The sequence below is a fragment of the Leptolyngbya iicbica LK genome (genome assembly GCF_004212215.1).
Taxonomy (GTDB): Bacteria; Cyanobacteriota; Cyanobacteriia; order Phormidesmidales; family Phormidesmidaceae; genus Halomicronema; species Halomicronema iicbica.
Genome location: NZ_QVFV01000002.1, coordinates 1,177,491 through 1,203,516, shown reverse-complemented (window position 1 = coordinate 1,203,516; position 26,026 = coordinate 1,177,491). Strand labels below are relative to the sequence as shown.

Sequence of the window (26,026 nt, the reverse complement as noted above, 5' to 3'; positions counted from 1 at the left end):
TCCAAGGCGGACAGTGCCCGCAAACCTAAACGCCAACTTTGCTACCCAGACCGTAACTCGCCAATGACCTGTTGGGTGGTGGCGGCGATCGCGCGATCGCTGGCTTTGGGCAGTGCATAATAAGTGCCCTGGGCCTGCTGCGCCAGCGCTTTGGCGAGTCCTTTGGAGCGGTAGGGGTTTTCGGTGTCGATGACCAGGAGTTGCAGGTGGAGCGATCGCAGCACCCCGGCAATCCGCAGCAGTTCGGTCTTGGGGTCGGGTTGGTCGCCATTCATCAGGGTTTCCCCCAGCGATCGCGAGAGGGGAATGTTGGCGCGACCATCGGTAATCAGCACCACAATCGCCTGGCCGATGTCTTTGCTGCGGAGGGCGTTTTGTCCGGTGCGAATGGCGAGGGCGAGACCGTGAGCGAGGGGAGAACCACCGCCACAGGGCAAGCGATCGAGGCGACGACGGGCAGCGGTAATGGAGCGAGTGGGCGGCAGCACCACATCGGCTCGTTCCCCGCCAAAGGTGATCAGGGCAATCTGGTCGCGGTGGCGGTAGGCTTCCCCCAGCAGTTGCAGCGCGGCTCCTTTCGCGGCCTGCATCCGATTCAGCGCCATCGATCCGGAGGCATCCACCACGAAAATGATCAGCGCCCCCGCTTTACGGGCTAGCCGTTTGACCCGCACATCGTCCGGTTCAATAATCAGGCGGCGACCGGGCTGACGGCGATGGCGTGCCTTTTGATGAGGGGCGGCGGCGCGCAAGGTGGCATCTACCGCCACGCGTTGTATCCGGCCTTTGGGAAACATCGGCTTCACATAGCGTCCCCGTGCTTGCGAAAAGATCAGCCCCCGGCCTCCCGCCTTGCCTTTTTGGCGGCGCGCCTTTTGAGCAAAGGACAGGACCGTGGGATCGAGCAGTACCCCCTCGGGCGCAAAAACAAATTCCTCTGGCAGGGTAGCGGCTTCGGGTTCCGGTGGGGCGGCTTCGGGGTCGGTGGGTTCAAGTTCCGGTGGGGCCGCATCTGGTGGCGGCGGTGGTGGGGGCGCAGCGTCAGCGGGGAGTTCGATCACGGTGGCCCGAGGCACGATCGCCAGTTCTACCCCACAGCGCAAATCTTCAGCGGTCACGCTCAGGCGTCCGTTGAGGGCGGCGTGGGCCTTGGCAATCCGGGTGGCAAACAGTTCGCCCCGTTGCCCTTCGACCTGACCGCGCTGGGCTTCCTGCACCAGATAGCCGATCTGGTCGTGGGTGATTTGCACCTGGGGCAACCATTCACGGGCCAGCAAAATTTGCAGTTTCAGCTCGTCAATCTCGTCCGCGTACTGGGCCAGAAAGGGTTGGGGCGCGTCCATGTAGGTCAGTACTCGTTCCACGGCAGTGACGCGATCGCTCAGACTGAGGGGGGCATTGGCGGAGAGGGCGATCGCAAAGCGATCCACCAGATGCTCCCGCAGTTCCCCCTCTTCGGGATTGTAGGTAGCGATGAACAGCGGACGACAGGGATGCTCGATGCTGATGCCTTCGCGCTCAATGCGGTTGGTGCCCTCGGCCAGGATGGTCAACAGCAGGTTGGTAATGTGCTCGTCCAGCAGATTGAGGTCGTCCACATACAAGATGCCCCGGTGGGCTTCTGCCAGCAATCCCGGCTGAAACACGGGTTCCCCCCGCTGAATGGAGCGGGTGACATCGACCGATCCCAGCAACCGATCTTCCGTCACACCCAAGGGAATCTGCACAAAGGGGGGCGGGATGATGCGAGTGTCAGGGGTATCGAGGTCAGCCTCAGCGGGCGATTCGTGGTAAGGCGATTCTTTGAGGACAGCGATGGGCGGCAGCAAGGCGTGGAGGGCGCGAGCCATCACGGATTTGGCGGTGCCGCGCCGTCCGGCAATGATGACGCCGCCCAACTCCGGGTCGACCGCCAGCAGCAGCAGGGCCAGGCGAATCGCCGCATGACCCACAATAGCGGTCAACGGAAAGGTCGAAACCGCAGGGATGGTTTGGTTTGGGGACATACTGCACCCCCTCCCTTCCATTATCGCGGTTGGGACAATGTGCGGTTCGCTGCAGGCCCTGAATGACACGGTACTCAATATTTGGGCGAGAGTAGGCGCAGGTGGGGGGAAGTTAGGGCGAACGAGGCGATCTCCGCCGCCACCAGAATTTCCGTAACTCCTCTGCCCCCAGCAGCACCAGCGGCCAGGTGAACACCAGCCCCCACTGCCAACCCGCCAGCGGCACCGTATTGAAAATTGCCTGCAAGGGGGGCACGTACAGCAGTGCCGCCACCAGCGCCCATTCCGTCAGCAGTCCGACCAGAATCCAGCGGTTGAGGCGGGGGCGGACGCGGCAGGCCGATCGCCACTCCGACCGACAGGCAAACAGGTTGCCCACCTGACAGGCGACGATCGCCACCAGCGTTGCTGTGGTCGCCTGCCGGAACCAGCCCATGACCTCAGCGGGAGCTTGCTCGTTCAAAATACTGGGCGTGATCGCCTGGAGGGTTTGAAAATTCAGGCCGACCGCTTGCCAAACTGCGAAGAAGGCGACCATGGCCGCGATCGCCTCAATCACCCCGAGAAAGCCGTAGGCGCGGGCCAGCAACCCTCGATTCAGTAAGGGCTGGTGGCGATCGCGGGGCGGTTGGTGCATGATGCCGGGTTCAGGCGATTCGGCACCGAGAGCCAGGGCGGGCAGCATGTCGGTGCCCAGGTCAATGGCGAGAATCTGCATCACCGTCAGCGCCGGGGGAATCTTGAACACCACCATCGCCAGGAAGGGCACAATCTCCGGGATGTTCGACGCCAAAATGTAGGTCATGAACTTGCGGATATTCTGGTAGACCGATCGCCCCTGCTCCACCGCCGCAACGATGGTGGCGAAGTTGTCATCCAGCAGCACAATGTCCGCCGCTTCCCGCGCCACCTCCGTCCCGTTCAGCCCCATGGCGATGCCGATATTGGCCGCTCGCAATGCTGGCGCATCGTTCACCCCGTCCCCGGTGACGGCGACGATGTGGCCCAGGTCTTTGTAAGCGTTGACCAGGCGCAGCTTGTGTTCGGGAGCCATGCGGGCAAACACCAGATTGTGGCGATACTTGAGAATTTGCCGCAGTTGCGCGTCCGACAGGTGGGCCATGCCGTCCCCCGTGACCACCCGCGCCTTGTCCGCCACCAGTCCGATCTGGTGAGCGATCGCCCCGGCGGTCAGCCCATAGTCCCCGGTCACCATCGTGACGGCGATGCCCGCATCGTGGCAGGCGGCGATCGCTGCAGGTACTTCCGGACGGGGCGGATCGTACATCGCCACCAGCCCGACAAAGGTGAGGTGCTGTTCCAGGTCTTGGGATTTCAGGGTGAGCAGGTCGGCGTGACCCGCACGGGCAGCAAGGCCCAGCACCCGGTAGCCCTGCCGCGCCAGGGTATCGTTGGCGGTAATGATGGACTGGCGATCGCGATCCGTCAACGGCTGTACCGCCCCGTCTCGCAACAGACTGTGACAGTGCCGCAACACCTCCAGCGGAGCGCCTTTCGTGAAGCTCAGATAGGGTGGCGCGTCCACCGTCAGACCGGGGAGTGACCAGGCCAGCACGACGGTCATCAGGCGGCGGCGCGAGTCAAAGGGCACCTCTCGCTGCCGGGGATTTTGCGCCTGGAGTTGCTCCATGTGCAGGCCCCCTTTGATGGCGGCGACGACCAGCGCCGCTTCCGTCGGGTCACCGATTTCCTCCCAGCGACTGGGGCCTTCCAGATGCACCAGTCGCGCATTGGAGCACAGCGCCAACCCCGCCAGGAGCAACCGCACCGCTTGTTGATGAGGGACAGTTTCCGGTGGACACACCGCGCCCGTGGTCGGGTCGTAGCCCACCCCCGTCACCTCCACCACCGCCAGTTCTTCAGAGGTGGCCACCGCCTGGGGCAGGCCCGGCAGCCACAGCGCCTTCACCGTCATCTCATTTTTAGTCAGCGTGCCAGTCTTGTCGGTGCAGACCACGGTCGTCGCGCTCAACGCTTCCACCGACGAGAGCCGCCGTACCAGGGCATTGCGTTGCGCCATGCGCTGCACCCCCAGCGCCAGGGACAGGGTGACGGTGGGCAGCAGCCCCTCAGGCACGTTCGCCACGATGATGCCAATCCCAAAGATGAAGCTTTCCTGGAGTTCCAGCCCAATCAGCCAGTAGCTCAGCCCAAAGACGGTGAGGCCCATGGTGACGGCGATCGCCGTAATCAGCCGCACGATTTTCGCCACTTGCAGCTCCAGCGTGCTCGGCTCCCGCTTTACCGCCGTCGTCAGGTGGGCCACATGACCAAACTCCGTCTGCGCCCCGGTCGCGTACACCACCGCCACCCCGCGCCCCGCCGCCACGCTCGACCCCGCCAGCAGCAGATTGGCGATCGCCATCGGCGTCATCCGCTCTTGCAATGGCGCTTCCCCGTGAGCAATTACCCGCTCCCCATCGCGAATCGCCGCCATCCGTCGCGGTCGCACCGGATAAGGATTCCGCGCCACCGGCAGCGATTCCCCCGTCAGCACCGACACATCCATCATCAATTCTTCGCCCGCCACCAGCCGCGCATCCGCCGAGATGCGATCGCCCTCCTCCAGCAGTATCACATCCCCCCGCACCAGCTCCCGCGCGGGCAGCGTGACCACTTCCCCATCCCGCTGCACCCGCACCTGTACGGGTAGCATTTCCTTGAGTGCCGCCAGGGCTCGCTCCGCCTGGTATTCTTGCCAAAAGCTGAACAGGCCATTGATGAGAATCACCGACCAGATGGCCCAGCCCAGTGCCGCCGTATGGGAAATGAAGGCGAGAATGCCCGCGACCCAGAGCAGCAGCGCCATGAAGTGAGTGAACTGATCGACTAAGCGCAATACCAGCGGGCGGTTGGGGGGCGCCGGTAACTCATTGGGGCCCTCCTGCAGGAAACGATGCTGCGCTTCAGCTTGGCTGAGGCCACTGGCAGAACTGTCGAGTGCGGCGTAAACGTCTGCCTGGGGCAAGCTCCAGATCGCGGCGTGATGAGTTGGCGACGGTGCGTGCATAACCGTTGTACCTCGAAGCACAACTTTTTATTCTTGGCCCACTTTCGACCTCCAGGCTCAAACCGCATTAATTCTTAGTAAGTTCACTCTGAAATATTTTGTGGAGAAAATCTTACCCAACCTCATCTCTTTTGCGAGGGTATAAAATTACACAAAAATACCTAGAACGTTGGGTGTTTTTCTTGAATTCTTACAGGCTTGAACCTTGAAAAATCCTCACATTAACCACCAGGAATTTTCGGCATTTATTGGCTATTTTGACAGTTGCTTAGTATCTTTCAGGGACTCAAGCTCAACATATTTTGGGTCGCAAAAACGAGATAAAAATATTAATGTTTCGTGCTGACCATAAACCCTTGATCAACCACTATATTAGAAATACAGGGTCTTCTTTTGTGAACAAAAGGTCGAAATCGAATAGTTTTGGCGAGAGGATGAAAATCTTCGGGAGGCGCAGTATGTTGATGCTGATTAAGACTCCGACCAGTACGACTCATGACCTTTATCCACCGATTCCTGATCCCTGGACACAACGTTCAGAAGTGATCTCTCGATGGCCTACTTGGCCCCGGCCCATCCCCTTAGATCCCACTCATGAATTAGCGGGCAGGCCAGTGCCAGAGGTCTTGATGCCAGAAGGCGTGGCGGCAGCACTGCGGTTGGCAGACCCCTCTGCCCGGCCCGGCGCGATCGCAACTTTACTCAGTGATGCACTCAAACTCGGGGCTCAAGCCAGCGAGTCTTTGGCACCGCAACTCCAAGCCGCGATCGCCCTGTTGATCTGGGTCGACGCTCCTTGATTCGACCCAGCTGAAAGCTGCCAAGGACCAATTCAGGGTGCCTGGTGAGGAGTGATTTTTGGGGTTTGAAAATTCAGAATAGACTGTTCAAACTTTCAATTTCATGGAGGGAAAATCATGGCGATTATGCATCGTGACTCCTTGGAGGAACTGACCCACTGGGAACCTTTTCGAGGGATTGATCGCTTACATGAAGAAATGAATCATCTCTTTGAGCGCTTCCTGCCTCACGGCAATGGAGAAGCGAGTACCTTATCGTTTGTGCCCGCGGCAGAGATGGAAGAAACCGATGATGTCATCCATCTCAAATTAGAAGTGCCCGGCCTGGAAGCTCAAGACTTGAATGTGGAAGTCACCGACTCTTCAGTCGTCATCCAAGGGGAACGAAAATCAGAGTCCCAGACTGAAGAAAAGGGGATGATTCGGTCGGAATTTTCCTACGGTCAGTTTGAGCGGCGGTTGGCCTTGCCGTCGCCCGTGCAAACGGATCAGGTGAAGGCGGAATGCAAAAACGGGGTCTTGTCACTGACGTTGCCCAAGGTGACGTCTGAACAACGGCAAGCCGTGAAAATCGCCGTTAGTTAGGTCAAGCAATCCACAGGGGAGGCAAGGGTATAGTTTTTCCTCCCCAGGAGGATGGAACATGCTCAATGTTGTCCGGTGTAGTCAGGTTTGGGGCCTGGTGGCGATTGATGGTGCCACGATCGCCCATCTAGGCGAGATCGAAGACGTTTGGCTCGATGCCAACGGCAAAGTGGCCTATCTTTCTGCGAGCACCGGCTATGTGCCATTAGCGCAGGTCGCGGATGTGAGTCCGCAGGCCCTCACCACCTATGGTCGGTTAGGAGTCGAAGCACCCACCAATTTGCGGCGGTTCGATCGCATGGCGGTGCAGTCCACGGCGGGTGACCCCGTGGGCTGGGTGGAAGATTTTCTCTTTGATTGGCAAACGGGGGAAATTGCCGCCTATCTGGTGGCGGGCCGAATCGCGGAGCCATGGGGCGAGACCGTGGTGCTGTCGCCCGAGGATGTGGAGACGATCACGATCGGCTATCTGCGCCTGACCGAAGCGGCCCCAACGCATCTCAAATCAGCATCGACGGGGTTGCAAGGCTATCTCAGCGAAAAATCCTTGTCCGTGCGACAGCTGGTTAAGGAAATGAGCGATCGCCTGCATCAGCGCATCGCCCCTTACGATCTGCCTGACACGGTACGACTCAAAGTTCAAACCGTGAGTGACGAACTGGCGGCGACCGGAGCCCATGACCAGCGGGCCTTACAGGAAGCCACCGGATATCTACAAGCGCAGTGGCGGCACTTACAACAGAACATTTGCCGCTCTGGGCAGCGCGCCAAAACGGCTGTGGATGCGGCCTGGCAGCATTTGACTGGCAAACCTTAAAGAGAAGCGCTATGCACGCCCACTATGCCCGATTTCAAAACCGCCAAGACGCCGGACGGCAGTTGGCCCAGCGCTTGGAGCCGTATGCTCAGCGCTCGGAGCTGCTGGTGTTAGGGCTGCCGCGCGGCGGGGTGCCCGTGGCCTATGAAGTGGCCAAGGCGCTCCAGGCTCCCCTGGATATTTGTCTGGTGCGGAAGCTGGGGGTGCCGGGGCAAAAGGAATTGGCGATGGGGGCGATCGCGTCCGATTGTGTGCGGGTGCTCAACTACGACGTGATTAGCTGGCTGGGCATTGACAGTCACGCTATTGATGCGGTGGCGGCTCGCGAACTGCGGGAATTGCAGCGCCGCGATCGCGCTTATCGAGGCGATCGTCCGCCGCCGCCCATTCGCGATCGCCCAGTCATTGTGGTGGATGATGGCCTGGCGACCGGATCGACCATGCGGGCGGCGATCGCGGTCCTGAAGGCGGAAAAACCACAGCAATTAATCGTGGCCGTTCCCGTCGCGCCGCCGCAAATCTGTGCCGAATTGCGATCGGAAGTCGATGCGGTCATTGCGTTACTGACACCAGAGAATTTTTATGCGATCGGGGTGTGGTACGAAGACTTTGCCCCAACGACTGATGCCGAAGTGCGAGACCTCCTCACAGCCGCCCCCCAGCAGCATCCCCAGTCGATCGCGTGAAGGAGGGATAAAGACCATGCGTTCAACTGCTACTCAGCATGAACCGCCCCATCCCGTCATTTCTGTATCGGCCGCCGCCGTGCAGTTAGAAGGGAATTTAGTGATTCCGCCGGGGGCCCAGGGCGTGGTGTTGTTTGCTCATGGCAGCGGCAGCAGTCGCCACAGTCCCCGCAATCAGTTGGTCGCCCAGCGCCTCCAACAGGCGGGCCTGGCGACGCTGTTGTTGGATCTCTTGACGCCTGCCGAAGGCCGGCAAGACGCCGAGACCCGCCAGTTTCGCTTTGACATTGACCTGCTGACGGCTCGGCTCGTCGGGGCCACCGATTGGCTGCAACATACCCCCGCCACTCAAAATCTCGGCATTGGCTACTTTGGAGCCAGCACGGGCAGCGCGGCGGCATTCATGGCGGCGACCCAGCGACCCGACCGGGTGCAGGCGATCGTCTCTCGCGGCGGGCGACCCGATTTGGTCGGCTCTGCCCTTACCCAAGTTCAGGCCCCCACGTTGCTGATTGTGGGGGGGCAAGATTTGCCCGTGATCGCGATGAATGAATATGCCTTCTCGCGGCTCGATCGCCTGCCGGAAAAACAGTTGGCCATTGTGCCCAACGCCACGCACCTATTCGCCGAAGCCGGAGCCTTAGAACAGGTCGCCGATCTGGCCAGCGACTGGTTCGGTCGTTTTCTCAAACGTTCCCAGTAGCGGCATGACAGGAGCCAGTTGCCCAAACAGAAATCTCCCTGGAGGTGGAAGATGACCATTCAAACCCATGACAACGTTTATCCCCTTTCTCAACGAGACGCCCCAGAGCCATGGACGGTGACTCAGGGGCTCACCCGGCGCGAACACATGGCCGCGCTGGCGATGCAGGGGTTGGTGGCGCACTATGGCTACGGCGAAGCGCCCGCAATTAATGCCACTGAAATCGCCCAATGGTCAGTGCAATTGGCCGATGCCCTGATTCAAGAACTGAACCAAGAGGCGAGTGCCGCTTCCCGCCCGAATCTGTAGGGGCGTATGGCGATGCGCCCTCCGGGAACAGGGTTTGCCTAACGGGATGAAGGATGCATTCAAGCATTTCACCAGGAGGCTCGCCGCGTGGCCCTAGCGGCTAGCAACGATGGCAGCCGTCGGAGACCAGGAGCCGCGATCGCCTTCAGCCCCCAGAGGTTGTTGATTTAGAAACTCAAAATTGCGTCGGAGGAAAATTATGGAAACCTTTGATTTCGTCATCTTGGGAGCTGGACTCGGGGGACTCGCCGCTGCCGCTGGCTTAACTCGTCAGGGCTATCGCGTAGCCGTGTTAGAAAAGCACTATTTACCGGGAGGCTGTTGTCACACCTTTGACTACGGTCATTACCGTTTCTGTGCCGATGTTCACTACATCTCGCAGTGTGCACCGCATCAAGCGATCGGGCAATTTTTGAGCTACCTCGATCGCGCCGTTGCCTTCAACTCCCTCGATCCAGAGGGCATCGATCGCATCATTACCCCCGAAGTCGACTTCAAGATTCCCCTCGGCTGGGAAAACCTGCGGACTCGGCTCATCGACACCTTTCCCCAGGAAACCGACGCCATTAACCGCTATTGCGACACCATTCAGCAACTGCACACAGAAATGGCTGCCCTGGGGCAAGAGGTCAACTGGTATGACCGCAAATGGTCTGACTGGCTGAAGTTGCCCCAATACTGGCAGCTTTACACCAAACGTCACTGGACCTTGCAAGATCTGTACGATCGCATCGGTCTCTCCCCCACGTTGCAAAACCTGCTGGCGGGTCAAAGTGGCGACTACGCCCTACCGCCCAACGAAATTGCCCTGATCACCCACACGGCCCTGGTTTGGGACTATTCCGAAGGGGCCTACTATCCCAAGCACCACTTCAAGCATTTTGTCGACACCATTGTGGATGCCATCACCACTGGCGGCGGATTCGTCAAGCTGATGACCCCGGTGGAACATATTGAGGTGGCGCAGGGCCAAGTGCAGTACGTCGTCGCGGGCGGCACCGCCTATCAAGCGGATCAGGCTTACATCAGCGATCTCGATCCCAAGCTCACCGTGAATTTGATGCACTCGCCCCAGGCCCTCAGCCAGCGGGAAACTCGCCGTCTCACCGACTATGAGTATTCCGCCAGTGCGTTCAACATTTATCTGGGACTGGACGATCGCTTTGAGCCCGAGCGCTATGGCCTGGGCAACTGGAATATCTGGTACTATCCCACCGGCGATCTGAACCGCGAATACCAAAAACAGCTCCAGGGCGACCTGAGCCATCCGTGGATTTTCCTCTCTTGCCCCACGTTGAAATCCACCGAACCGGGCATGGCTCCCCCCGGACATCACGTGCTGGAAATTGCGACGGTGTGCCCCTATGAGCCCTTTGCCCAACTGCGGGAGCGCGATCTCGCCGCCTACAAAGCCCAAAAACGCGAGGTTTACCAGCAAGTGATGACCAGCGTGCGCGATCTGATTCCTGATGTGGATGCCTATGCCCGCCTGAAGGTTTACGGCACGCCGACCACGAGCGAGCACTATCTCGGTCAACCCCAAGGCAACATTTACGGGGCGAAGCTGATTCCCCAACAGGTCGGTCTCCATCGCCTGGGCTACACCACTGAGTTGCCCAATCTCTATCTCGTGGGGGCTTCGGCGGGTTATCCCAGCGTACCGGGCGTGATTAGCAACGGCATGGATGTGGTGGAATTGATCACCGGGCGATCGGTGCGGCAGCCGACAGCGCCCGCCTCCCCCCCATCGCCCGCCAGTAGTGAATTGCTCGGGGTGTCTTAATGCCGTCTATGGGTGGCGGAACCGGCCATCGAGTGGGGATGCTTCCGGAACGGCAACGCGCTGGCGAACATCTCCTACGATGCCGATATTGTGGGAGTCGTAGGAGATGTTCCAGGGCGGAGCGATCGCTGGCATTGCTGATGTGAGGGATGAATGATTCAGCGTTCAAGAGGTTAAAGCCCCCGACTAGATGGACTACCCCAAATTCACCCCGTTCTTCTGAATTAATGGCATCCGCCCACCGTTCATCGTCAACAACCGTGATGTCTACGTTTCATCGCCGTCGTTGCTGGATCGATGAATGATCTGGGGGGGATTAGGACCGTTCGAAAATTTAGATAGTGCAGCAACAGGCGGATGGCATAGCCCAGCATCCCAATTGCCTTGGCGTAGCAAAATGTATGCCGGTTGAGTCGTGCTAGACATAGCAGTCCGCAGTAAGGTACCAACAGGCAAGGGGCTTAAGCCGAATGGCACTGACATAAGCTGTATCAAGCTACTAATCTAGCTTTCAGGACGGAGCGAGTTTCCTTCATTTTGGGAAACGGTTTAGGACGGCGCTTGACGACTCGAGGTTCTGAACGGTTGGGTCGAAAGGGAATGATCAACGCTTGCACAGCGCTTAATAGTGCTTGGTAGCCTTGCTGTCGTTCAGTCGTCGCTAGATGCAGGAACTCGGGTCGGAAGTGGTTAAATTGTTGCCGCGTCCCTTGTAGGGAGAGCCGTAAGGCCTCGACCTGGGAATGGGCAGTCGCGTCCCACATCAAGGTCCGCAATAGATTGTAGGCCAACAGATGCACCCAAATACTCTTGGTGACCATCGCAGGGGTTTTGGCCGCAATCATCTCCATGCCCAAAGTGGTTTTGAGATGCCTGAGATTGACTTCGGTGGCCTGCCAGCGGAGCAGATAGAGTTCAGCTAATTGAGCTTTGGGATAACGTTGGGAGTCCGTCAGCGTGGTCACGACGACAAAGTTGGTCGGACGAAACCCAGGTACCTGAATCGAGAGCGTGACTTCTCGCACCTCCAGCCCCTCGGGCAAAGCCTCAAACTCCTCCTGAGCAAGCGCCTGAGGGCATCGTTTCGGACGCTGCCAACGGACGGTGTGGTCACCAATGCCCAATTTTTTGCCCCGCCTGAAGTCACAGCGACGCTGATGATGCTTGCGAAAGACGGCATCGGCTCCCCTCAAAGCCACCCAGGCGAGAGCCACATAGGTGCCATAGGCCGAATCGGCCACGACGACATCCTCCGGGCGCAGCCGCTGATAAAGTTGGCGAGCTAAGCGCCATTCACTCACCCGAAAGGGGGCCATGGCGACCGCCAGGACGGCACCCGTCGTCACACCAAACCACACTTGCAGCCGGAGAATGGGAAAACCACACCCACCGGTTTGATTGCGGTGCTGCGGATAAGCCTGTTGATTCGCCTCAGTATCACTCATCAAGACCGTCGTCGCATCAAACGCCTTCACGGTGCGACCACACCACCGCTGCGCGGGAGATCCTTGCTGCTGTAAAGCCTTCGCGACCCGCTGCAAAAGGGGCGGGAAAATGGACTCGGGCAAACGTTGACGCGCTTTACTGTAGCCCCCGGTATCTGCTGATGGGGGCACCGCTCCCGCTAGGCGCATCCAGGTCACGACCCGCTTGACGGCATGGCTGAGACTGCTATCTGGATCGAGCACTTGGGAGAGCCAACTCCACAGCACAACCATAGGGGTGTAGAGGACACGACGATAGGTGACTCCTTGCTCCTCGAGTACCGCCTGAATCTCAGCTTCCGAGAGCACTTCAGCAAAGGGCAGACCGATACTGTCCTGATATTTCTCCTTGAGGATTTCCGCACGATTCGACATCATAGAGGCAACGTTATGGGCTTCGACGCTTTGATTCTTACAGATCAAGCGCTTGAAGCCTTTTTTACGCTCTTATGTCAGTGCCATTCGGCTTAAGCCCTTTGTTTCGCAGCATGGGGATGTCCGGAGCTATCTACGCGGCGCTATAGTGCCGAAAGCAACTGCTTTCACCTTTCCCCGGCGTCATGTGCGGCTTACTTATGACCTGGTCGGCAACGTTGATGCATGGGGGCTCGACCGGCCAACCGTCAGTGACATACCAGCAGCACCGCTAGAACTTATTCTGTGCCCACAAAATCCTGCGTTTGTGCCGCGCGATCACCTAAACCTCCTTCAAAAATCATCTACCCATTCAGCAATGCCGAAAACTCAACGTCTTCATAGATGGCAGCGATCGCACATTGAAAACCAACACTAAAAAAGTCAACCATCAAAGATTCTGCTGACCCATTCGCTTCGGGAAAATAGGGCGTTAGCTCCCATTTTTGGGCGGCATTGAGTCGATAAACTTCAACGCCCATCCGCTCAGCATCGACTAAAACGTATTCTTGCAAAGAGTCGAGCTGGCGATACTGCCTAAACTTTTCGCCCCGGTCATAGCCCTCCGTTCCCGGCGACAAGACCTCAATAATCAGACATGGATGCTGCACGAGGGTTTTGGCGGTGCGATCGGCATCGTTGCAGGTCACTAACACATCGGGATAGAAGAACGGACCTTTCGCCGTGACGCCCACTTTGGCATCGGCCATGCGAACCTTACAGCGACCGCCGCGCAGGTGATTTTTGAGCAAAGTCGTGAGATTGACGGCAATATCGTTGTGGGCCAAGGTGCCGCCGGTCATGGCGTAGGCTTCGCCATGCAGATATTCGTATTTGATGGACTGCTGGGCTTCCCATTCCAGATACGCTTCGGGGGAAAGATGGATGCGGTCAGAGCTGGCAATCATGGAACTTGGTCGCCAGGTTGGCGAGTGAAGAGGGACAGGTGATCGGCGATCGCCCCTATTTTAAAGCGTCGCTTCGACAGTCTGATTTTGCCCTCTCTCCAAACCTCTCTCCCAGCGGGAGAAAGGCTTCAAACCTGAATATCTATTAGGCCAGAGTGCCCGCAGCTAATAGCTGGGCGACCGAGAGGGTGAGTTCGGGAAGAGTGGGAGAGGCGATCGCTTGCTCACCCGCGAATACAGTTTCTTCGTAAAATCCTTCTTCCCACTGGAGTACGGTGACTTTGGCCGTGAGCGGGTCAACAATCCAATATTCGGGCACTTCAATGGCGGCGTATTCAGACCGTTTGTAGCGGTAGTCACGAGTGATGGAGTCGGGTCTCACCACTTCGACGATGAGTTGCGGTGGCGTTTGAAAGACTGCGGATTGCCCCAGCAGTTCTTTGACTTGCTCGCGGGTGACCACACACAGGTCGGCGAGACGCGATTTGTTGAATCCGGTTCTGACTCCGGCTTCGCGAAAGGTCAGCTAGGGCAAGCCGAGACGGTGAATTTCGAGATCAAGTTGCTCTTCTAAAAACTGTGTAATCAGGAGATGTTCTATATGCGATGGATTTCTGACCACAAGTTGGCCATCCACCAGTTCGTAGCGGTTATCCGTGCCGTCGTCATAGGCCAGATAATCCTCAAAGGTGAGTGGCTGGGTAGCGGTATTGACCATGAGAAAATCACTAAGGTCGGCTGCTTTTAGTTTAGATGAGGGGGGGCAGGCAGCATCTTAGAGAGAGGGGCGATACGGGCCTCTCATCTTTCGGCGATCGCCCGCCGCCTTGATAAAACCGGCCCCCCCTTGATGCAATTGGGAAAATCGATGCTGAATAAACCAGGCTTGAGTCAGCCTGCTCAGCCTAAGGCTCCCGCTTGAAAAATAATGTCAGCCGTTAGCTCAAGCTCAGGAAACAGTGGGGAGCGAATGGTATCACTGCCGCGAAACTGGGTCACTTGATATTCATCTTCGACGAGGCACAAATCGATAGAGTTGGCTGTTTGGGGCTCCCAATATAGCGTCGTCCGCCCAACCCCAGATAATCGACAATCCAATATTCTGGAATCCCTAAGCTTTCATAATCCACCAACTTTTTGCCGTAATCATCGCGCCAGTTCGTGCTGACGACTTCGATCACGAGGGGCGCGGAGGTTCCCTGGGTGACTGTCGAGGCTTTTTTCCAGAGGGGTTCGTAGGTCAAGGCCGGGCGATTGAGCAGCACGACATCCGGTAGATAAGCGGTGTCTTCGTCGGGCAGTTTCACCAGGGCTTGTTTAGGCAGCAAGAAGGGCTGTTGTAACCGATGTACCTCTAGCAGTAAGGCCAAATTGAGAAAGGAAATGACTGCTTCGTGATCGCCAGTGGGTTGCCTTTCGATGGGGGTGCCGTGGTGCAGCTCGTAGCGACGGTTATCGGGCTTCCAGTCGATGAATTCGGCAAAGGTCATTAACTGGGCATCGGGGAGGGGAATGGTGACCATGGGAGTTGCCGGGGCAGACAAATAGCATCAGAATAGCTCAGTTCTGAGGGGGGAGTCCGGACAGGGATTAAACCGAGAAAGATAATCCGGGCTCCGCACCACCCACAGTTCCGCTAAACCAGAGGAACAATCGCCTGACGGCATCTGAAAATTGGCAAAGAACACGGCCCATCGGTCAACAAGATGTAACGGTTTTGACTTGCCTGGACGATCGCGATGGGTTAAATATCTGACCCGTATTGCTCGCGAATACGATGTCTCAGCCGGAGCGAGAGCGGTTGTTGCATCTGGTGATGGTTCGCCGGAGGGGGTGCGGTCTGTCATCCATAGGTTGCACAAACTCCAGTATGCGGAGCAAGCGACGTGGAGTCAGGCGATCGCGATTCCGGAGTCGGGGATTTTGATTACGCCAGAGCAGGGTGAGGTGTTTAGCCTGTTGAGGCGCGATCGCTTCCTGGATTAATCGAGACAGCCGCTTAGATTTATCAAACTTCAAGCGGCTTTGATGTTTTTTGATGTTAAAAGGCGATCGCTGCTTGAAATAGCTACAATCCTGACTAGCAGCAAGGTACTGCTTAGTAGCTCGTAAGTTTGATCAGTTGAGGCTATTGATGAACCTTGAGATCTCGCTAAAGCGTGTAATTCAGTTAATGTCTCGCTTTGTGACTGAGATCAAAGGTGAGGCGTCAATAGGGCGGACAGATCTTAACAAGGCGGCTGAAACCATCCTGATACCTATACTTAATGAGATTTACGGCTGGAACTTAGAGAATGTCAATTACGTTGAGGACAATAACAACCATCCTGGTATTGATTTAGTAGATAAGGCAGCTAGGATTTGCATTCAGGTCACTGCAACTACAAGCGCCGAGAAAGTCAAGCATACTCTTGATCAATTCATCAAACATGAGCAGTATCTTGAATATGATCGTCTGATTTTCTTCTTTTTGCAGGAAAAGAAGGGCAGCTATCCGGAAAAAACAATTCAGAAGATTGTTCAGGAAAAGCTGACTTTTGATATTCAAAGAGATCTTTGGGATTATCGCAACTTACTCAAAGAGATTTCTAACTTTCAAATAGAACGAGTCAACAGAGTCCGAGAGATCTTAGAAGCCAACTTTAGTGAAAATAAGCACTTGTTATCTACATCAGGTCATGAGATTTCTTTTCAAGATCGAATTACTAGGTTCAAGAAACTTCAAAGAAAGGCAAGAGCATCGTGTATTGAGCGCTTTCGTATTGCGGTCGCGAGTCGAGAAACAGCCATTGCGCTGGCGGAGGATCAATCTTTAGGGAATCCTCCCGATTCTCTGACCCTTAAGTCTGGCAGTGTGCATGTATTGACTGGTGAATTGGGACTTGGTAAGACGCTAATAGCTCAGCGCCTATTTCAACTCACTCTCGCAGAAGCTATCGACAATCCAAAAGCACCTATCCCTATCTATATAGAATCAGGGCAATTGCAGAAAGGTGACTTTCTAGAAGAAATAGTTGAGACCGAAGCATCGGGTCTTGGAGATTTTGAAGTACAAGGAGTCTCTATTTTTTTAGACGGTCTTGATGAGGTTGATTCTCGGCTAGCAAGTCAACTACTGAGTGAGGCCTATGTACTAGCAGACACCTTACCCAAAACGAGTGTTTTGATCACGAGCAGACCTATTCCATGCGTGAATGAATTAGTGAAAGGCGCTAACATTCCAGTCCCACCATTATCTGAGCGGCAAGCATATGAACTCATCGAGAGGCTCTCTGGGCAGAAAGTAATTGCAATGACCGTCTCAGGGTGGACTGAGTCTGTGAAAGATGCAATTCGTCGTCCCCTGTTTACATTGATTTTAGCCAATTATTTGCAGCAGAACACAGCTCAGGCTCTACGTTCTGAAGGTGAGTTACTTTCGTGGTTAGTACGAGATGCTTTAAGAAGAGCAAAGGTTAATTTTTATGACTATATGCCTTTGTTGCAGCAGCTTGCGGTGCTCGCTACTGAGAGTAGCAATGGATGGGTTAGAGCAGCAGATTTAGCATCAATCGAAAATGTTTGGGAGCCTCTTCTAAAAGTTGGGTTAGTAGTAACGCGATCGCGCGATGTTATTTCCTTTCCGTTACCCATTTTGACTGAATGGTTTGCGGCTCAGAGCCTAGCTGACGACCCATCCATTATTGGAGACTGTGTTCATAGCCCTGAGCGTCTTGAAAAGTGGCGTTATCCACTTGTAATCGCAGTAGCAACTTTGAGCCATGATTTAGCTTCCCAACTATTAGAACCGATTGCTGAAACGTATCCAACGTTTGCTGTAGAAATAGTAATGGCTAGTTCTAGCCGTTGGGGAACACGTGAAACTCCACTACCTTCGGCTCAGCAGTGTGGACGACAGCTGCAACAGGCTATGCAAGCTTGGGTAAACGGCTTTGGAAAACTCTCTAAAATAATTTCACCTGCCCGAAAAGATGGCTCACTACCATGTGTGGGCACGCGAATAACAACAGGAACCCAAAATTATCTCCAAGCAGCTTGGTACAAAGGCTCTGAAAATTTAGGAGATACTGTTGACTTACCCATGCATTGGGACAGCAGTCATTCGCAGGAATGGAACAATTGGACTTACGGAAAAATGTCACGACCGAGCCATGAATCAGCTTGGGCTTGGCGGTGGACACTCGATAGTCTGAGCAATCATCTTGGGTGCAAGTTAGAGTTCCCCAGTCTTGAAATCGACAGTGAACCATTTATTCGCGAAGCAGCGTGGCGAGCCACATTGGCTATTGCTAGGCGTGAGAAAACCCTTAGCCACGCTCGGCAAAATTGGTGGGGTTTGGAAAAAGTACCGCTTACTAATTTAGATGAAGCTCTTGCCTATATTGAAGACCAATCAACTCACCATAATTGTTGGATTACTCTTTCGGATTTTGGCACTCGGAAACGACAACAAACTCTATACCTCAAATATCTACGCCAAGAGATAAACCGATTGAGAAGGGAAAATCAAACATATCTATTCTCACCCTGGATTGGACCAGACTTGGCGCAAGGCAAACGTCTTTGGGAGCTATATAGTCCGCAACGTTTACAAGAAAGAATTCAGATGGGTTATCAGGCGGCTCTCGATATCTATCAACAGATAGTAGAAACCTGGTTTTTAGAACTGAAGCCAGGGTTTCAGATTGCGGCCACCTTACCAGCGCGATTAGTAGGATATCTTTCGCCACTACCTGGAGATAATGGCTGGGATACTGAAGAACCCCCACAATTTCACTGGTTTTTGGAAGCTCTGCCAAAGGAAAAGGCAAACACGGTTGAGATCAATGCCCAAGAAGGGCCTTTTCGTGATGTTCAGCGGGAGCGAATAGATAGGGTACAGAAACGAATTGGTATCTTAAGGCCTGAATCAGCAGTTTGGATTCGCTATCCTCCGATGGGTGGAGGGTTGTCAGAAGAATACTTTTTCGGTCATAGTTCTGCTACTTCTTTGGCATATTCCTGGTTACGACAGGATTTGAAAAAAGTATTTGGAAATAGCAGTTTTATTCGCTCAACACGCTTTTGATTCTCAAGAGCTTCAGAGATCTGGAAGCCTTCCAGTTTAGTCAAAAAAAATCCTATTTGATAGCCTATACAGATTTATGAGTAATCCAATTGTCACTAAAGTCATTGAAGAGATGAACGAGCTGCCAGATAATTTGCAACAGCAGGTATTAGAATTCGTTGAAACGCTGCGGCAGCAACATCTCCAAACTGCTAGCAATGCCTGGGATGTTCTCGAATCTCTCACAGGCACCGTTGAAGCCCCTGCCGACTGGTCAGCCGAGCACGATCATTACCTCTACGGCACCCCCAAACACTCGGAATCTGAGTCATGAGTCGAGAGCGCCTATTCCTCGACACCGCCTTCATTCAGGCATTACTCAACCCCAACGACGAATACCACCCACAGGCCAAGCAACTCTTCCCCCGCGTTCGCGCCGCGTCAGAAGTGTGGCTCACCGAAGCCATTTTGGTCGAAGTCGGTAACGCCCTCAGTCGCCTCAATCGCAACGGTGCCGTTCAGTTTATTCAGCAGTGCTAGGGCACCGATAACATCCGAGTCGTCAGCGTCGATACCGCCCTCCTTACACAAGTCCTCGACCTTTACCAATCTCGCCCCGACAAAGACTGGGGACTGACCGACTGCATTTCCTTCATTGTGATGCAGCAGCAAGATTTAACAGATGCGTTGACCAGCGATCGCCATTTTCGCCAAGCAGGGTTCCATATCTTGATGACGAAAGCAGGCTGAGGCGTTCACTATGATTTAGAGAACAGCGATCGGCGCTCAACCGGGCCTCGCGTCGCCTCAATAAACAATAAACGTAGTTAACAACCGTTCCGAAGATTCCAGCCAGGGAAAACGGTACGATTCTCAACCGAAAATGGCCGGATCTTCTACGGCGCGATTTCAGGTGGCAGTAAACAAGCTCATTCCCGTACGGCGATGCGGTGGTTGAGCAGGACTTGAGCGAACATCCCGAAATCAACGCCAAGCTGGACTATCCCATCACAGTCAGCCCAGACGGCATTGTCAGCCTAGATTGTGCAGTACCCTCGAGTCCCGTAGTCAGGATGTGGTGATTAGCAATTCGCCCTTTGGCCGTCGTGAGCAGGACGGTCGAGCGGTGCAGTTCACGATTCTTAGGCATTTGAACTAGAAGCCTTGTGATACAAGGCATATCAGGCTTCTGAATTCTCCAAGATTGAACGGGACTGGCGCGATTCGAACGCGCGACCTACCGCTTAGGAGGCGGTTGCTCTATCCAGCTGAGCTACAGCCCCAGAGTCGTCATCACTATAGCCTGCCCCCGAAAACGGATCAAAGGTGGTGGAAATGAGATGACGAACCTGCGTTAGACCCGTGCGGTGCCGCGATAGATGCGTTCTGCCTGCTCTCTTGATAGGCGATTGCCTCCCGGCAAATGGGTTGCTGGGGCAGTGTAAGCCGAGTCATAGACCCCATTTTGCGGCAGTTTGCTGTGGGGCGGGGTAAAGGCGTGAGTATCAGCGTCGTAGTTCAGCACTTCGCCAGTCTCAATCTTATAAATCCAGCCGTGAATGGAAAGATTGCCCTGGTACATTTTGGAGCGGATGACTGGATAAGTTCGGAGGTTGTCGATTTGCGTCAACACATTCTCGGCCACCAAGGCATCCAACTGTCCTTTTTTGTCGAGGTGGCTGTAGTTGTCGTTCACCAGCTTGCGCGTGGCATCGGCCAGGCGCAGCCAATCATAAACGAGGGGCATTTTTTCTTCTAGTTCGCCCAGTTGCAAAAGCCCTTTCATGGCACCACACTGGCTGTGGCCGCAAATGATGACCTGCTTGATTCCTAATGCCTCGATCGCGTACTCGATCGTCGCCCCCTCGCCGCCATTGGTCGCTTCAAATGGGGGAATGATATTGCCAGCGTTGCGAATGATGAATAGATCGCCGATTTCCGACTGGGTAATAATTTCGGGGCTGACGCGGGAATCGGAGCAGCCAATGAACAACACTCGCGGATGCTGGCCTTTGCTCAGCTCTTCCATCAGCGCCTTGTGAGAAGGGACGTAGCTGCTTTGAAACTGCCGGATACCTTCGATCAGTTTTTGCATGGGTGCCCTTCCTCGCGGTCAAAAATTCGGTGCATCTATCATTTACTCATATCTGATGAATCAATGAGTCAAAGGTTTGCTTATTGCTTCAATTGCTTTAGCTTCTTGATAAGACGTTATTTTTCGTCACAGGCTGATATGTGAGGTGAGGCACGATCGCCCCCTCATCCCAATCCTTCTCATTGGCGAGAAGGACTTTCAGCCGTGTGAGTTCCCGCTGCTGAGGGCATTCACATCCTTGATGCCCCACGCTGCATCCCCTTACCCTAAATCCCTCTCCCAAAATGGGCGAGAGACTTCTCCGGCCCCCCTTCTCCCAGTTTTGGGAGAAGGGGCAGGGGGATGAGGGGGACTTGGTGCGCGAAGTCTATGAACGCTCTTCTGAAGGGAGAGGGGATAGGGTGGGCGGTTAGGGGAGGACGCACAAGGATTTCAGGAAGGGTGAACAGGTCGTAACCAGCGCTGGACAACCTGACGATCGCACCTTTGGCAGGGCGATCGATCGCTTTCAACAAACTGGGGAGGACTAAGGCTTGGTGGCGCAGAGGATGCCATAGCGAATCAGGCCTCGTTGAAAGCCCCAGCGCATCAGACCCAAAGCAAAAGCCCCTTGAATGGTGGGCCACCCGGTTTGCAATAGTCCCGCGATCGCGTCCCAATTCAACGCCGACACAATCACATCATCCCAAAAAGGTGCAACCGCTTCTGACCAGTCCGCTGTTTGAATTTGGGCTAAGCCTGCTTGCTGAGCCAGGTCGGCATAGTCGGGCACCGACAGCACATAGGGCAAGTGATAGACCTGATAGAGCCATTGCAAGTGTTGCTGTTCGCTGTCGGTTAACGGGCCAGCCAGGGAATTAGTCGGGCGATGGCACCAGGTCGCCATTAACAAGCGTCCACCTGGCTTGAGTAGGCGATCGCATTCCCGAAAAAACTGCCCTTTGTCGGGGTAGTGTTCGCCGCTCTCCATCGACCAGATGAAGTCGAAGTGCTCGTCAGGAAACGGGGTATTGAGTACATCAGCGACGAGAAATTGGGCGTGATCGCTTAGGCCAGCCGCCTCGGCTCGTTCCGTGGCCCGCGCCGCTTGGGCGGGACTCAGGGTGACACCAGAGACTTGGGCTGAGTAGCGATCGCCCAAATACAACGCGCTGCCCCCAATGCCGCAACCAGCATCCAAAATGGCAGTGGCTTGGTCAATTTGCGCCCAGCGCAACAGTTGATCAATGAGGTCGATTTGGGCTTGATAGCGGTCTTGTTTGCGATGGGTGCCCGTGGGGCCATAATACCCGTGGTGCATGTGCTCGCCCCAAGTGCTTTCCCACAGGGCCGAAGACTGGTCATAAAAAGCTTGAATATTTTGGTACAGTTCTGAGCTCATAGCAGTTTGTTGACTCCAAAGGCAGTGTAGTCTTCCGCTGCAACTCATGGAAAGATAAGGAGCAATGTGGCTCTACTGCCTCGGGTCTTCGAGTTGCAGACCTTGGAGGCAATGCTCATTTTGCCAGCAGGAATTTTGAACCTATGGGTCTGTTTGAAATGACCGTGCCGCGCACCATTTGTGCCGGATTTTTGATGTTAATCATGGTCGGTACGGTGCTGTTGCTGTTGCCTTTGGCGACGGCCAGCGGCGAGTGGAACGACCCAATTGTGGCGCTGTTTACCGCGACTTCGGCGGTCTGCGTGACCGGGCTCATTGTGGTCGATACGGGGAGTTATTACTCTGCAGTCGGGGAGTTCATTATTTTGCTGCTGATTCAAGTGGGGGGGCTGGGCTATATGACCGCTACGACCCTACTGTTGCTCCTGCTCAAGCGACGATTGCGGCTGAAGGAACGGTTGGCGGTGCAGCAGTCGATGGATGTGCCGGAACTCTCGGGCACTCGCACCCTGATTGTTTCGATCATCAGCATGACCCTGGTGTTTGAGCTGGCGGGGGCATTTTGTCTCATGCCCACGATGATGCGTGATTACGGCGAGGGGTTTGGGCTCTGGCTATCGATTTTTCACAGCATTAGTGCGTTTAACAATGCGGGCTTCAGCCTATTTGAAGATAGCTTGGTGCAATATGCCCGCTCGACCTGGATTACCGCCGTCATTACGATCCTGGTGATTTTTGGGGGCATTGGCTATCAGGTCATTATGGAGGCGTTTATGTGGGGCCGCGATCGCCTCTTGGGTCGGCAAAAATATGGCGGCTTTTCCCTCAATTTCAAAATTGTGGTCGTCAGTTCTGTCACACTACTCGCCGTGGGGACGTTTGCCTTTCTGGCGACGGAGGCCACGAACCCCGATACCTTGGGCACCTTGGGCTGGGGCGACAAGTTGACGGCAGCCTGGTTTCAGTCGGTGATTGCTCGAACGGCGGGATTCAACTCAATTGATATTAACGGGATGCATGACGCGGCGCTGTTCATTATGATTGCGCTGATGTTTGTGGGAGCGAGTCCGGGCAGCACTGGGGGCGGCATCAAAACAACGACGGCAAGCATCCTTTTTCTGTGCACTCGGGCCATTTTGAGAGGGAATGATGAAGTGCTGGTGTATCGTCGCGAAATTCCCCCTGTGCGAATCTTTAAGGCGGTTGGGGTGGTCTTAGGGTCGGGCATGGCGGTGATTGGCGTGACGATCGCCCTCGCTCTATTCAATCCCGAGTTCACTTTCATTCGCATCTTATTTGAAGCGGTGTCGGCCTTCGCCACGGTGGGTCTTTCGACGGGCATTACCGCTGACCTGACGGGACCTTCGCAGCTGGTCATTATCGGGAGTATGTATGTTGGGCGGGTCGGCGTGTTGCTGTTTATGGCCGCCCTCGCGGGCGACCACAGTCCCAGTCTGGTGAAGTATCCCGAAGAAGATTTGCTCGTGGGCTAACCCCCAGCGTTGCGGCTCAGGAAGCTGGATTTTATGAAATACCAGTCTTGTCGGGCTGGCATCATGCCTGTCCTTGAACAGCCGGGACGGCTGTTCACACTGAATTAAATTCCCGTGCCTGAGAGCATGACGAGTAGACCGGGAACAGATGCTTTGAATGGAGAGGGGACGGTTCCCTTGACCGAAGGTTGATCGTATTGGTTGATTTGCAAGGGCACCGTCCCCTGACAGGTGCAGCCAGGAGTTCCACTCCTTAAACGCTCTCAGTCACTTGGCGGCTGGCAATCAGGTCGGTAATGCTCATGCGTTCGTACTTGGCCGTGGGCTGATGAATCCAGGGATTATCCGGCAAATATTGACCGTAATAGTCGGGCTTGGCAGAAGAGCAGGCTTTTTGCCACAGCACCGCTGTGCGAATCTCGTCGATGTAAAAGCCGTAATGACATTTCAGCCACTGAATGCTGCGTTCTAGCGTGGTGCCCGAATCGACCAGATCATCCACCAGCAACACGCGATCGCCCAAGTTAGCCGTCGTCATCGTCAGATCGCGGGAAAAGACGATTTTGCCCCGCTGCTGATTGTTTTTGCCGCCGTAAGAAGCTGTCGACAAAATCGCCAGCGGCACGTCGTAAATGCGACAGAGCAAGTCGCCGATGCGCACCCCCCCTTTGGCAATGCACACAATTTGGTTGAACTCCCATCCCGACTCGTAGATCTGCACCGCGAGGGTTTCGATCAGATCGTGATAATCATCCCAGGTGATGTGAAGGTCAGACATAACGGTGAGCGGCACAGTGTGGGCAGCGTCAGAACAAGATTGAGCCATGATACAACTTGATAGGCTCAACCGACGGATAGAAGAGGCACCGATGACCCACGAGTTTGCGAAACCAGCGGATCCCACTGGCGCGCCGCCCAAGCTATCGGTGTGGACGAAGCTGGCCTATGGCGCTGGCGACATGGGCGCGGGCATGACCTCCAATTTGATTGCGTTCTCTTTTTTGATTTTTTTGACGGAAGTGGCGGGCATTCGGCCAGCGGCGGCGGGTACGGTGTTGCTGATCAGCAAGGTTTGGGATGCGGTCAATGATCCGCTGGTGGGGGTGTTGAGCGATCGCACCCAAACTCGCTGGGGCCGCCGCTATCCCTGGATTTTGCTCAGCGCGCTGCCCTTTGGCGTCACGTTTTTTCTCATGTGGTTGGTGCCGCCCGGCGGTTCCGGCTTGCGCTTCTGGTATTACGTCGCCACGTCCATTCTGTTCCAGATCTTCTTCACCACGGCCAACCTGCCCTATGCCACGTTGACGGCAGAACTCACCCAGGACTATGACGAACGAACGGACTTGAACAGTTTTCGTCTGGGGTTTTCGCTGTTGGGAGCGATCTCAGCGCTGGCGTTGGGCCTGGTAGTGACCTCCGTGATCGAACAAAAAACGTTGCAGTACACGGTGTTGGGAGGCGTCGTGGCGATCGCTTCGGTCATTCCCTTGCTCATCTGCGTTTTTGGCACCTATCCCCAGGCCCAGCGCACCGCGATCGCCATGAAACCAGGAACCAACGACGCCGAAACCGACCTCCCCTTTTTTGAACAGCTGCGCATCGCCTTTAGCAACCGCGCTTTTCTCTACGTGGTGGGCATTTACCTATTCGCCTGGCTAGCGCTACAAATTACCGCCAGCATTATTCCTTTCTACGCCACCTTTTGGATGGGGCTTGACTCCTATTTTCTGCCCGCGCTGCTGGTGCAGGGCACCGCCATCTTTATGATGTGGCCTTGCAACTTGCTCAGTCGCCGCCTGGGCAAGCAGGGCATCTTTTTTGTGGGCATTGGCGTTTGGCTGATCGTGCAACTTGGCCTCTTCTTTCTGCAACCGGGACAGACCGGACTGCTCTACCTACTGTGCGTAGCCGCCAGCTTTGGGGTGGCGACGGCCTATGTGGTGCCCTGGGCCATGTTGCCCGACATTATTGAACTGGACGAGTTGCGCACGGGCCAGCGCCGTGAGGGCATCTTTTATTCGTTTATGACTCTGCTGCAAAAGTTTGGCCTGGCCGGGGGACTCTTTCTCGTCGGACTGTTTCTCGAAGCCGCGAACTTTCTGGCAGAATCGGATATTCGCATCGTGGCGCGGCGCTTTATTCTGGGGGCCACCCTCGACGGCACCGGCTTTCCCCCCGAGCAGGCCATTCAACCTGATTCTGCTCTGCTGGCAATCCGTGCCTTTATGGGGCCAGTGCCCCTGTTCTTGCTGTGCTGTGCGCTCATCCTCTGCTACTTTTATCCGCTGACGCGCACCGTCCACAGCGAAATTGTGTTGCAACTTGCTGAGCGCCGCCGCCAGCAGCAAACCGATACTGAGTAACCGTTGACTGTAGACGCACTCCGTCAACAATCGTGAACTTCGCTGAAATTCGTTCGTGCTGAACTCTTCTGAATCCCCGTGAAATGCTACTTCTCCAGTGAGAATTTCATCACCTGGCACT

23 protein-coding genes and 1 tRNA gene are annotated in these 26,026 nt (G+C 55.4%); 13 read left to right on the top strand and 11 right to left on the bottom strand.

Annotation, left to right across the window (positions count from 1 at the left end; genetic code table 11):
* Positions 1 to 41: 41 nt before the first annotated feature.
* Positions 42 to 2,006, bottom strand: coding sequence for a magnesium chelatase ATPase subunit D (gene bchD / locus DYY88_RS12370; RefSeq protein WP_039727652.1), 1,965 nt, complete (start codon positions 2,004 to 2,006; stop codon positions 42 to 44).
* 112 nt (positions 2,007 to 2,118) lie between these two features.
* Complete coding sequence (locus DYY88_RS12365; RefSeq protein ID WP_039727654.1) at positions 2,119 to 5,037, bottom strand: cation-translocating P-type ATPase; 2,919 nt, start codon at positions 5,035 to 5,037, stop codon at positions 2,119 to 2,121.
* A 458-nt stretch (positions 5,038 to 5,495) separates the two neighbouring features.
* Between DYY88_RS12365 and DYY88_RS12360 the strand changes: the two genes are divergently transcribed.
* The 7 genes from DYY88_RS12360 (at position 5,496) to DYY88_RS12330 (ending at position 10,720) form a co-directional block, all read left to right on the top strand.
* Positions 5,496 to 5,837, top strand: coding sequence for a hypothetical protein (locus tag DYY88_RS12360; protein ID WP_039727657.1), 342 nt, complete (start codon positions 5,496 to 5,498; stop codon positions 5,835 to 5,837).
* A gap of 117 nt (positions 5,838 to 5,954) precedes the next feature.
* Positions 5,955 to 6,422, top strand: a complete 468-nt coding sequence (locus DYY88_RS12355; protein ID WP_039727658.1) for an Hsp20/alpha crystallin family protein — start codon at positions 5,955 to 5,957, stop codon at positions 6,420 to 6,422.
* A 58-nt stretch (positions 6,423 to 6,480) separates the two neighbouring features.
* Positions 6,481 to 7,239, top strand: a complete 759-nt coding sequence (locus DYY88_RS12350; protein WP_039727660.1) for a photosystem reaction center subunit H — start codon at positions 6,481 to 6,483, stop codon at positions 7,237 to 7,239.
* Between the two features lie 11 nt (positions 7,240 to 7,250).
* On the top strand, positions 7,251 to 7,925 hold the full coding sequence (locus tag DYY88_RS12345) for a phosphoribosyltransferase (RefSeq protein ID WP_039727661.1): 675 nt from the start codon (positions 7,251 to 7,253) through the stop codon (positions 7,923 to 7,925).
* A 16-nt stretch (positions 7,926 to 7,941) separates the two neighbouring features.
* Positions 7,942 to 8,628: a dienelactone hydrolase family protein gene (locus DYY88_RS12340; RefSeq protein WP_039727663.1), complete on the top strand. Its 687-nt coding sequence runs from the start codon at positions 7,942 to 7,944 to the stop codon at positions 8,626 to 8,628.
* A gap of 51 nt (positions 8,629 to 8,679) precedes the next feature.
* Positions 8,680 to 8,937: a hypothetical protein gene (locus tag DYY88_RS12335; RefSeq protein ID WP_052288484.1), complete on the top strand. Its 258-nt coding sequence runs from the start codon at positions 8,680 to 8,682 to the stop codon at positions 8,935 to 8,937.
* A gap of 199 nt (positions 8,938 to 9,136) precedes the next feature.
* Complete coding sequence (locus DYY88_RS12330; protein WP_044151283.1) at positions 9,137 to 10,720, top strand: phytoene desaturase family protein; 1,584 nt, start codon at positions 9,137 to 9,139, stop codon at positions 10,718 to 10,720.
* Between the two features lie 491 nt (positions 10,721 to 11,211).
* On the opposite strand, the gene DYY88_RS12325 is transcribed toward DYY88_RS12330, so the two are convergent.
* The 5 genes from DYY88_RS12325 to DYY88_RS12305 form a co-directional block, all read right to left on the bottom strand.
* Entirely contained in the window at positions 11,212 to 12,582 is a 1,371-nt protein-coding gene (locus DYY88_RS12325; RefSeq protein ID WP_084607097.1) for an IS4 family transposase, read from the bottom strand.
* Positions 12,583 to 12,923: 341 nt separating this feature from the next.
* Positions 12,924 to 13,526 (bottom strand): Uma2 family endonuclease, encoded by a 603-nt coding sequence (locus tag DYY88_RS12315; RefSeq protein WP_039727664.1) that lies wholly within the window; start codon positions 13,524 to 13,526, stop codon positions 12,924 to 12,926.
* Between the two features lie 145 nt (positions 13,527 to 13,671).
* Positions 13,672 to 14,052 (bottom strand): Uma2 family endonuclease, encoded by a 381-nt coding sequence (locus tag DYY88_RS12310; protein ID WP_201277523.1) that lies wholly within the window; start codon positions 14,050 to 14,052, stop codon positions 13,672 to 13,674.
* Positions 14,053 to 14,244 carry a Uma2 family endonuclease gene (locus DYY88_RS25085; RefSeq protein WP_039727668.1) on the bottom strand — a complete coding sequence of 64 codons (192 nt, stop codon included), beginning with the start codon at positions 14,242 to 14,244 and terminating at the stop codon, positions 14,053 to 14,055.
* Positions 14,245 to 14,521: 277 nt separating this feature from the next.
* A complete protein-coding gene (locus tag DYY88_RS12305) occupies positions 14,522 to 15,049 on the bottom strand; it encodes a Uma2 family endonuclease (RefSeq protein WP_367889288.1) in 528 nt (175 codons plus the stop codon).
* Positions 15,050 to 15,248: 199 nt separating this feature from the next.
* On the opposite strand from DYY88_RS12305, the gene DYY88_RS12300 reads away from it, so the two are divergent.
* The 4 genes from DYY88_RS12300 (at position 15,249) to DYY88_RS24705 (ending at position 19,113) form a co-directional block, all read left to right on the top strand.
* Positions 15,249 to 15,512 (top strand): hypothetical protein, encoded by a 264-nt coding sequence (locus DYY88_RS12300; protein WP_236146367.1) that lies wholly within the window; start codon positions 15,249 to 15,251, stop codon positions 15,510 to 15,512.
* A gap of 148 nt (positions 15,513 to 15,660) precedes the next feature.
* Positions 15,661 to 18,594 (top strand): SMEK domain-containing protein, encoded by a 2,934-nt coding sequence (locus tag DYY88_RS12295; RefSeq protein ID WP_039727669.1) that lies wholly within the window; start codon positions 15,661 to 15,663, stop codon positions 18,592 to 18,594.
* 76 nt (positions 18,595 to 18,670) lie between these two features.
* Positions 18,671 to 18,907 carry a hypothetical protein gene (locus DYY88_RS12290; protein ID WP_039727671.1) on the top strand — a complete coding sequence of 79 codons (237 nt, stop codon included), beginning with the start codon at positions 18,671 to 18,673 and terminating at the stop codon, positions 18,905 to 18,907.
* A complete protein-coding gene (locus tag DYY88_RS24705) occupies positions 18,904 to 19,113 on the top strand; it encodes a PIN domain-containing protein (protein ID WP_236096264.1) in 210 nt (69 codons plus the stop codon). Before DYY88_RS12290 ends, DYY88_RS24705 begins: the two co-directional genes overlap by 4 nt.
* Positions 19,114 to 19,782: 669 nt before the next feature.
* Here DYY88_RS24705 and DYY88_RS12280 read toward each other — a convergent pair.
* The 3 genes from DYY88_RS12280 to DYY88_RS12270 form a co-directional block, all read right to left on the bottom strand.
* A tRNA-Arg gene (locus DYY88_RS12280) sits at positions 19,783 to 19,856 on the bottom strand.
* Between the two features lie 71 nt (positions 19,857 to 19,927).
* The gene (locus DYY88_RS12275; RefSeq protein WP_039727715.1) at positions 19,928 to 20,668 is read right to left on the bottom strand and encodes a carbonic anhydrase; all 741 of its coding nucleotides are present in this window, start codon (positions 20,666 to 20,668) and stop codon (positions 19,928 to 19,930) included.
* A 526-nt stretch (positions 20,669 to 21,194) separates the two neighbouring features.
* On the bottom strand, positions 21,195 to 22,049 hold the full coding sequence (locus tag DYY88_RS12270) for a methyltransferase domain-containing protein (RefSeq protein WP_039727716.1): 855 nt from the start codon (positions 22,047 to 22,049) through the stop codon (positions 21,195 to 21,197).
* A 143-nt stretch (positions 22,050 to 22,192) separates the two neighbouring features.
* Here DYY88_RS12270 and DYY88_RS12265 point away from each other — a divergent pair, with 143 nt between their 5' ends.
* Positions 22,193 to 23,542 carry a TrkH family potassium uptake protein gene (locus DYY88_RS12265; RefSeq protein ID WP_367889287.1) on the top strand — a complete coding sequence of 450 codons (1,350 nt, stop codon included), beginning with the start codon at positions 22,193 to 22,195 and terminating at the stop codon, positions 23,540 to 23,542.
* Between the two features lie 253 nt (positions 23,543 to 23,795).
* On the opposite strand, the gene DYY88_RS12260 is transcribed toward DYY88_RS12265, so the two are convergent.
* On the bottom strand, positions 23,796 to 24,368 hold the full coding sequence (locus tag DYY88_RS12260; RefSeq protein ID WP_367889286.1) for a phosphoribosyltransferase: 573 nt from the start codon (positions 24,366 to 24,368) through the stop codon (positions 23,796 to 23,798).
* Positions 24,369 to 24,411: 43 nt separating this feature from the next.
* Between DYY88_RS12260 and DYY88_RS12255 the strand changes: the two genes are divergently transcribed.
* Positions 24,412 to 25,905 carry an MFS transporter gene (locus DYY88_RS12255; RefSeq protein WP_039727717.1) on the top strand — a complete coding sequence of 498 codons (1,494 nt, stop codon included), beginning with the start codon at positions 24,412 to 24,414 and terminating at the stop codon, positions 25,903 to 25,905.
* The last annotated feature ends 121 nt before the right edge of the window (positions 25,906 to 26,026 follow it).

Bases quoted from the DNA above. Each gene is read 5' to 3' on its own strand.
- bchD (WP_039727652.1), bottom strand. From the start codon at position 2,006: ATGTCCCCAAACCAAACCATCCCTGCGGTTTCGACCTTTCCGTTGACC.
- DYY88_RS12365 (WP_039727654.1), bottom strand. From the start codon at position 5,037: ATGCACGCACCGTCGCCAACTCATCACGCCGCGATCTGGAGCTTGCCC.
- DYY88_RS12360 (WP_039727657.1), top strand. From the start codon at position 5,496: ATGTTGATGCTGATTAAGACTCCGACCAGTACGACTCATGACCTTTAT.
- DYY88_RS12355 (WP_039727658.1), top strand. From the start codon at position 5,955: ATGGCGATTATGCATCGTGACTCCTTGGAGGAACTGACCCACTGGGAA.
- DYY88_RS12350 (WP_039727660.1), top strand. From the start codon at position 6,481: ATGCTCAATGTTGTCCGGTGTAGTCAGGTTTGGGGCCTGGTGGCGATT.
- DYY88_RS12345 (WP_039727661.1), top strand. From the start codon at position 7,251: ATGCACGCCCACTATGCCCGATTTCAAAACCGCCAAGACGCCGGACGG.
- DYY88_RS12340 (WP_039727663.1), top strand. From the start codon at position 7,942: ATGCGTTCAACTGCTACTCAGCATGAACCGCCCCATCCCGTCATTTCT.
- DYY88_RS12335 (WP_052288484.1), top strand. From the start codon at position 8,680: ATGACCATTCAAACCCATGACAACGTTTATCCCCTTTCTCAACGAGAC.
- DYY88_RS12330 (WP_044151283.1), top strand. From the start codon at position 9,137: ATGGAAACCTTTGATTTCGTCATCTTGGGAGCTGGACTCGGGGGACTC.
- DYY88_RS12325 (WP_084607097.1), bottom strand. From the start codon at position 12,582: ATGATGTCGAATCGTGCGGAAATCCTCAAGGAGAAATATCAGGACAGT.
- DYY88_RS12315 (WP_039727664.1), bottom strand. From the start codon at position 13,526: ATGATTGCCAGCTCTGACCGCATCCATCTTTCCCCCGAAGCGTATCTG.
- DYY88_RS25085 (WP_039727668.1), bottom strand. From the start codon at position 14,244: ATGGTCAATACCGCTACCCAGCCACTCACCTTTGAGGATTATCTGGCC.
- DYY88_RS12305 (WP_367889288.1), bottom strand. From the start codon at position 15,049: ATGGTCACCATTCCCCTCCCCGATGCCCAGTTAATGACCTTTGCCGAA.
- DYY88_RS12295 (WP_039727669.1), top strand. From the start codon at position 15,661: ATGAACCTTGAGATCTCGCTAAAGCGTGTAATTCAGTTAATGTCTCGC.
- DYY88_RS12290 (WP_039727671.1), top strand. From the start codon at position 18,671: ATGAGTAATCCAATTGTCACTAAAGTCATTGAAGAGATGAACGAGCTG.
- DYY88_RS24705 (WP_236096264.1), top strand. From the start codon at position 18,904: ATGAGTCGAGAGCGCCTATTCCTCGACACCGCCTTCATTCAGGCATTA.
- DYY88_RS12275 (WP_039727715.1), bottom strand. From the start codon at position 20,668: ATGCAAAAACTGATCGAAGGTATCCGGCAGTTTCAAAGCAGCTACGTC.
- DYY88_RS12270 (WP_039727716.1), bottom strand. From the start codon at position 22,049: ATGAGCTCAGAACTGTACCAAAATATTCAAGCTTTTTATGACCAGTCT.
- DYY88_RS12265 (WP_367889287.1), top strand. From the start codon at position 22,193: ATGGGTCTGTTTGAAATGACCGTGCCGCGCACCATTTGTGCCGGATTT.
- DYY88_RS12260 (WP_367889286.1), bottom strand. From the start codon at position 24,368: ATGGCTCAATCTTGTTCTGACGCTGCCCACACTGTGCCGCTCACCGTT.
- DYY88_RS12255 (WP_039727717.1), top strand. From the start codon at position 24,412: ATGACCCACGAGTTTGCGAAACCAGCGGATCCCACTGGCGCGCCGCCC.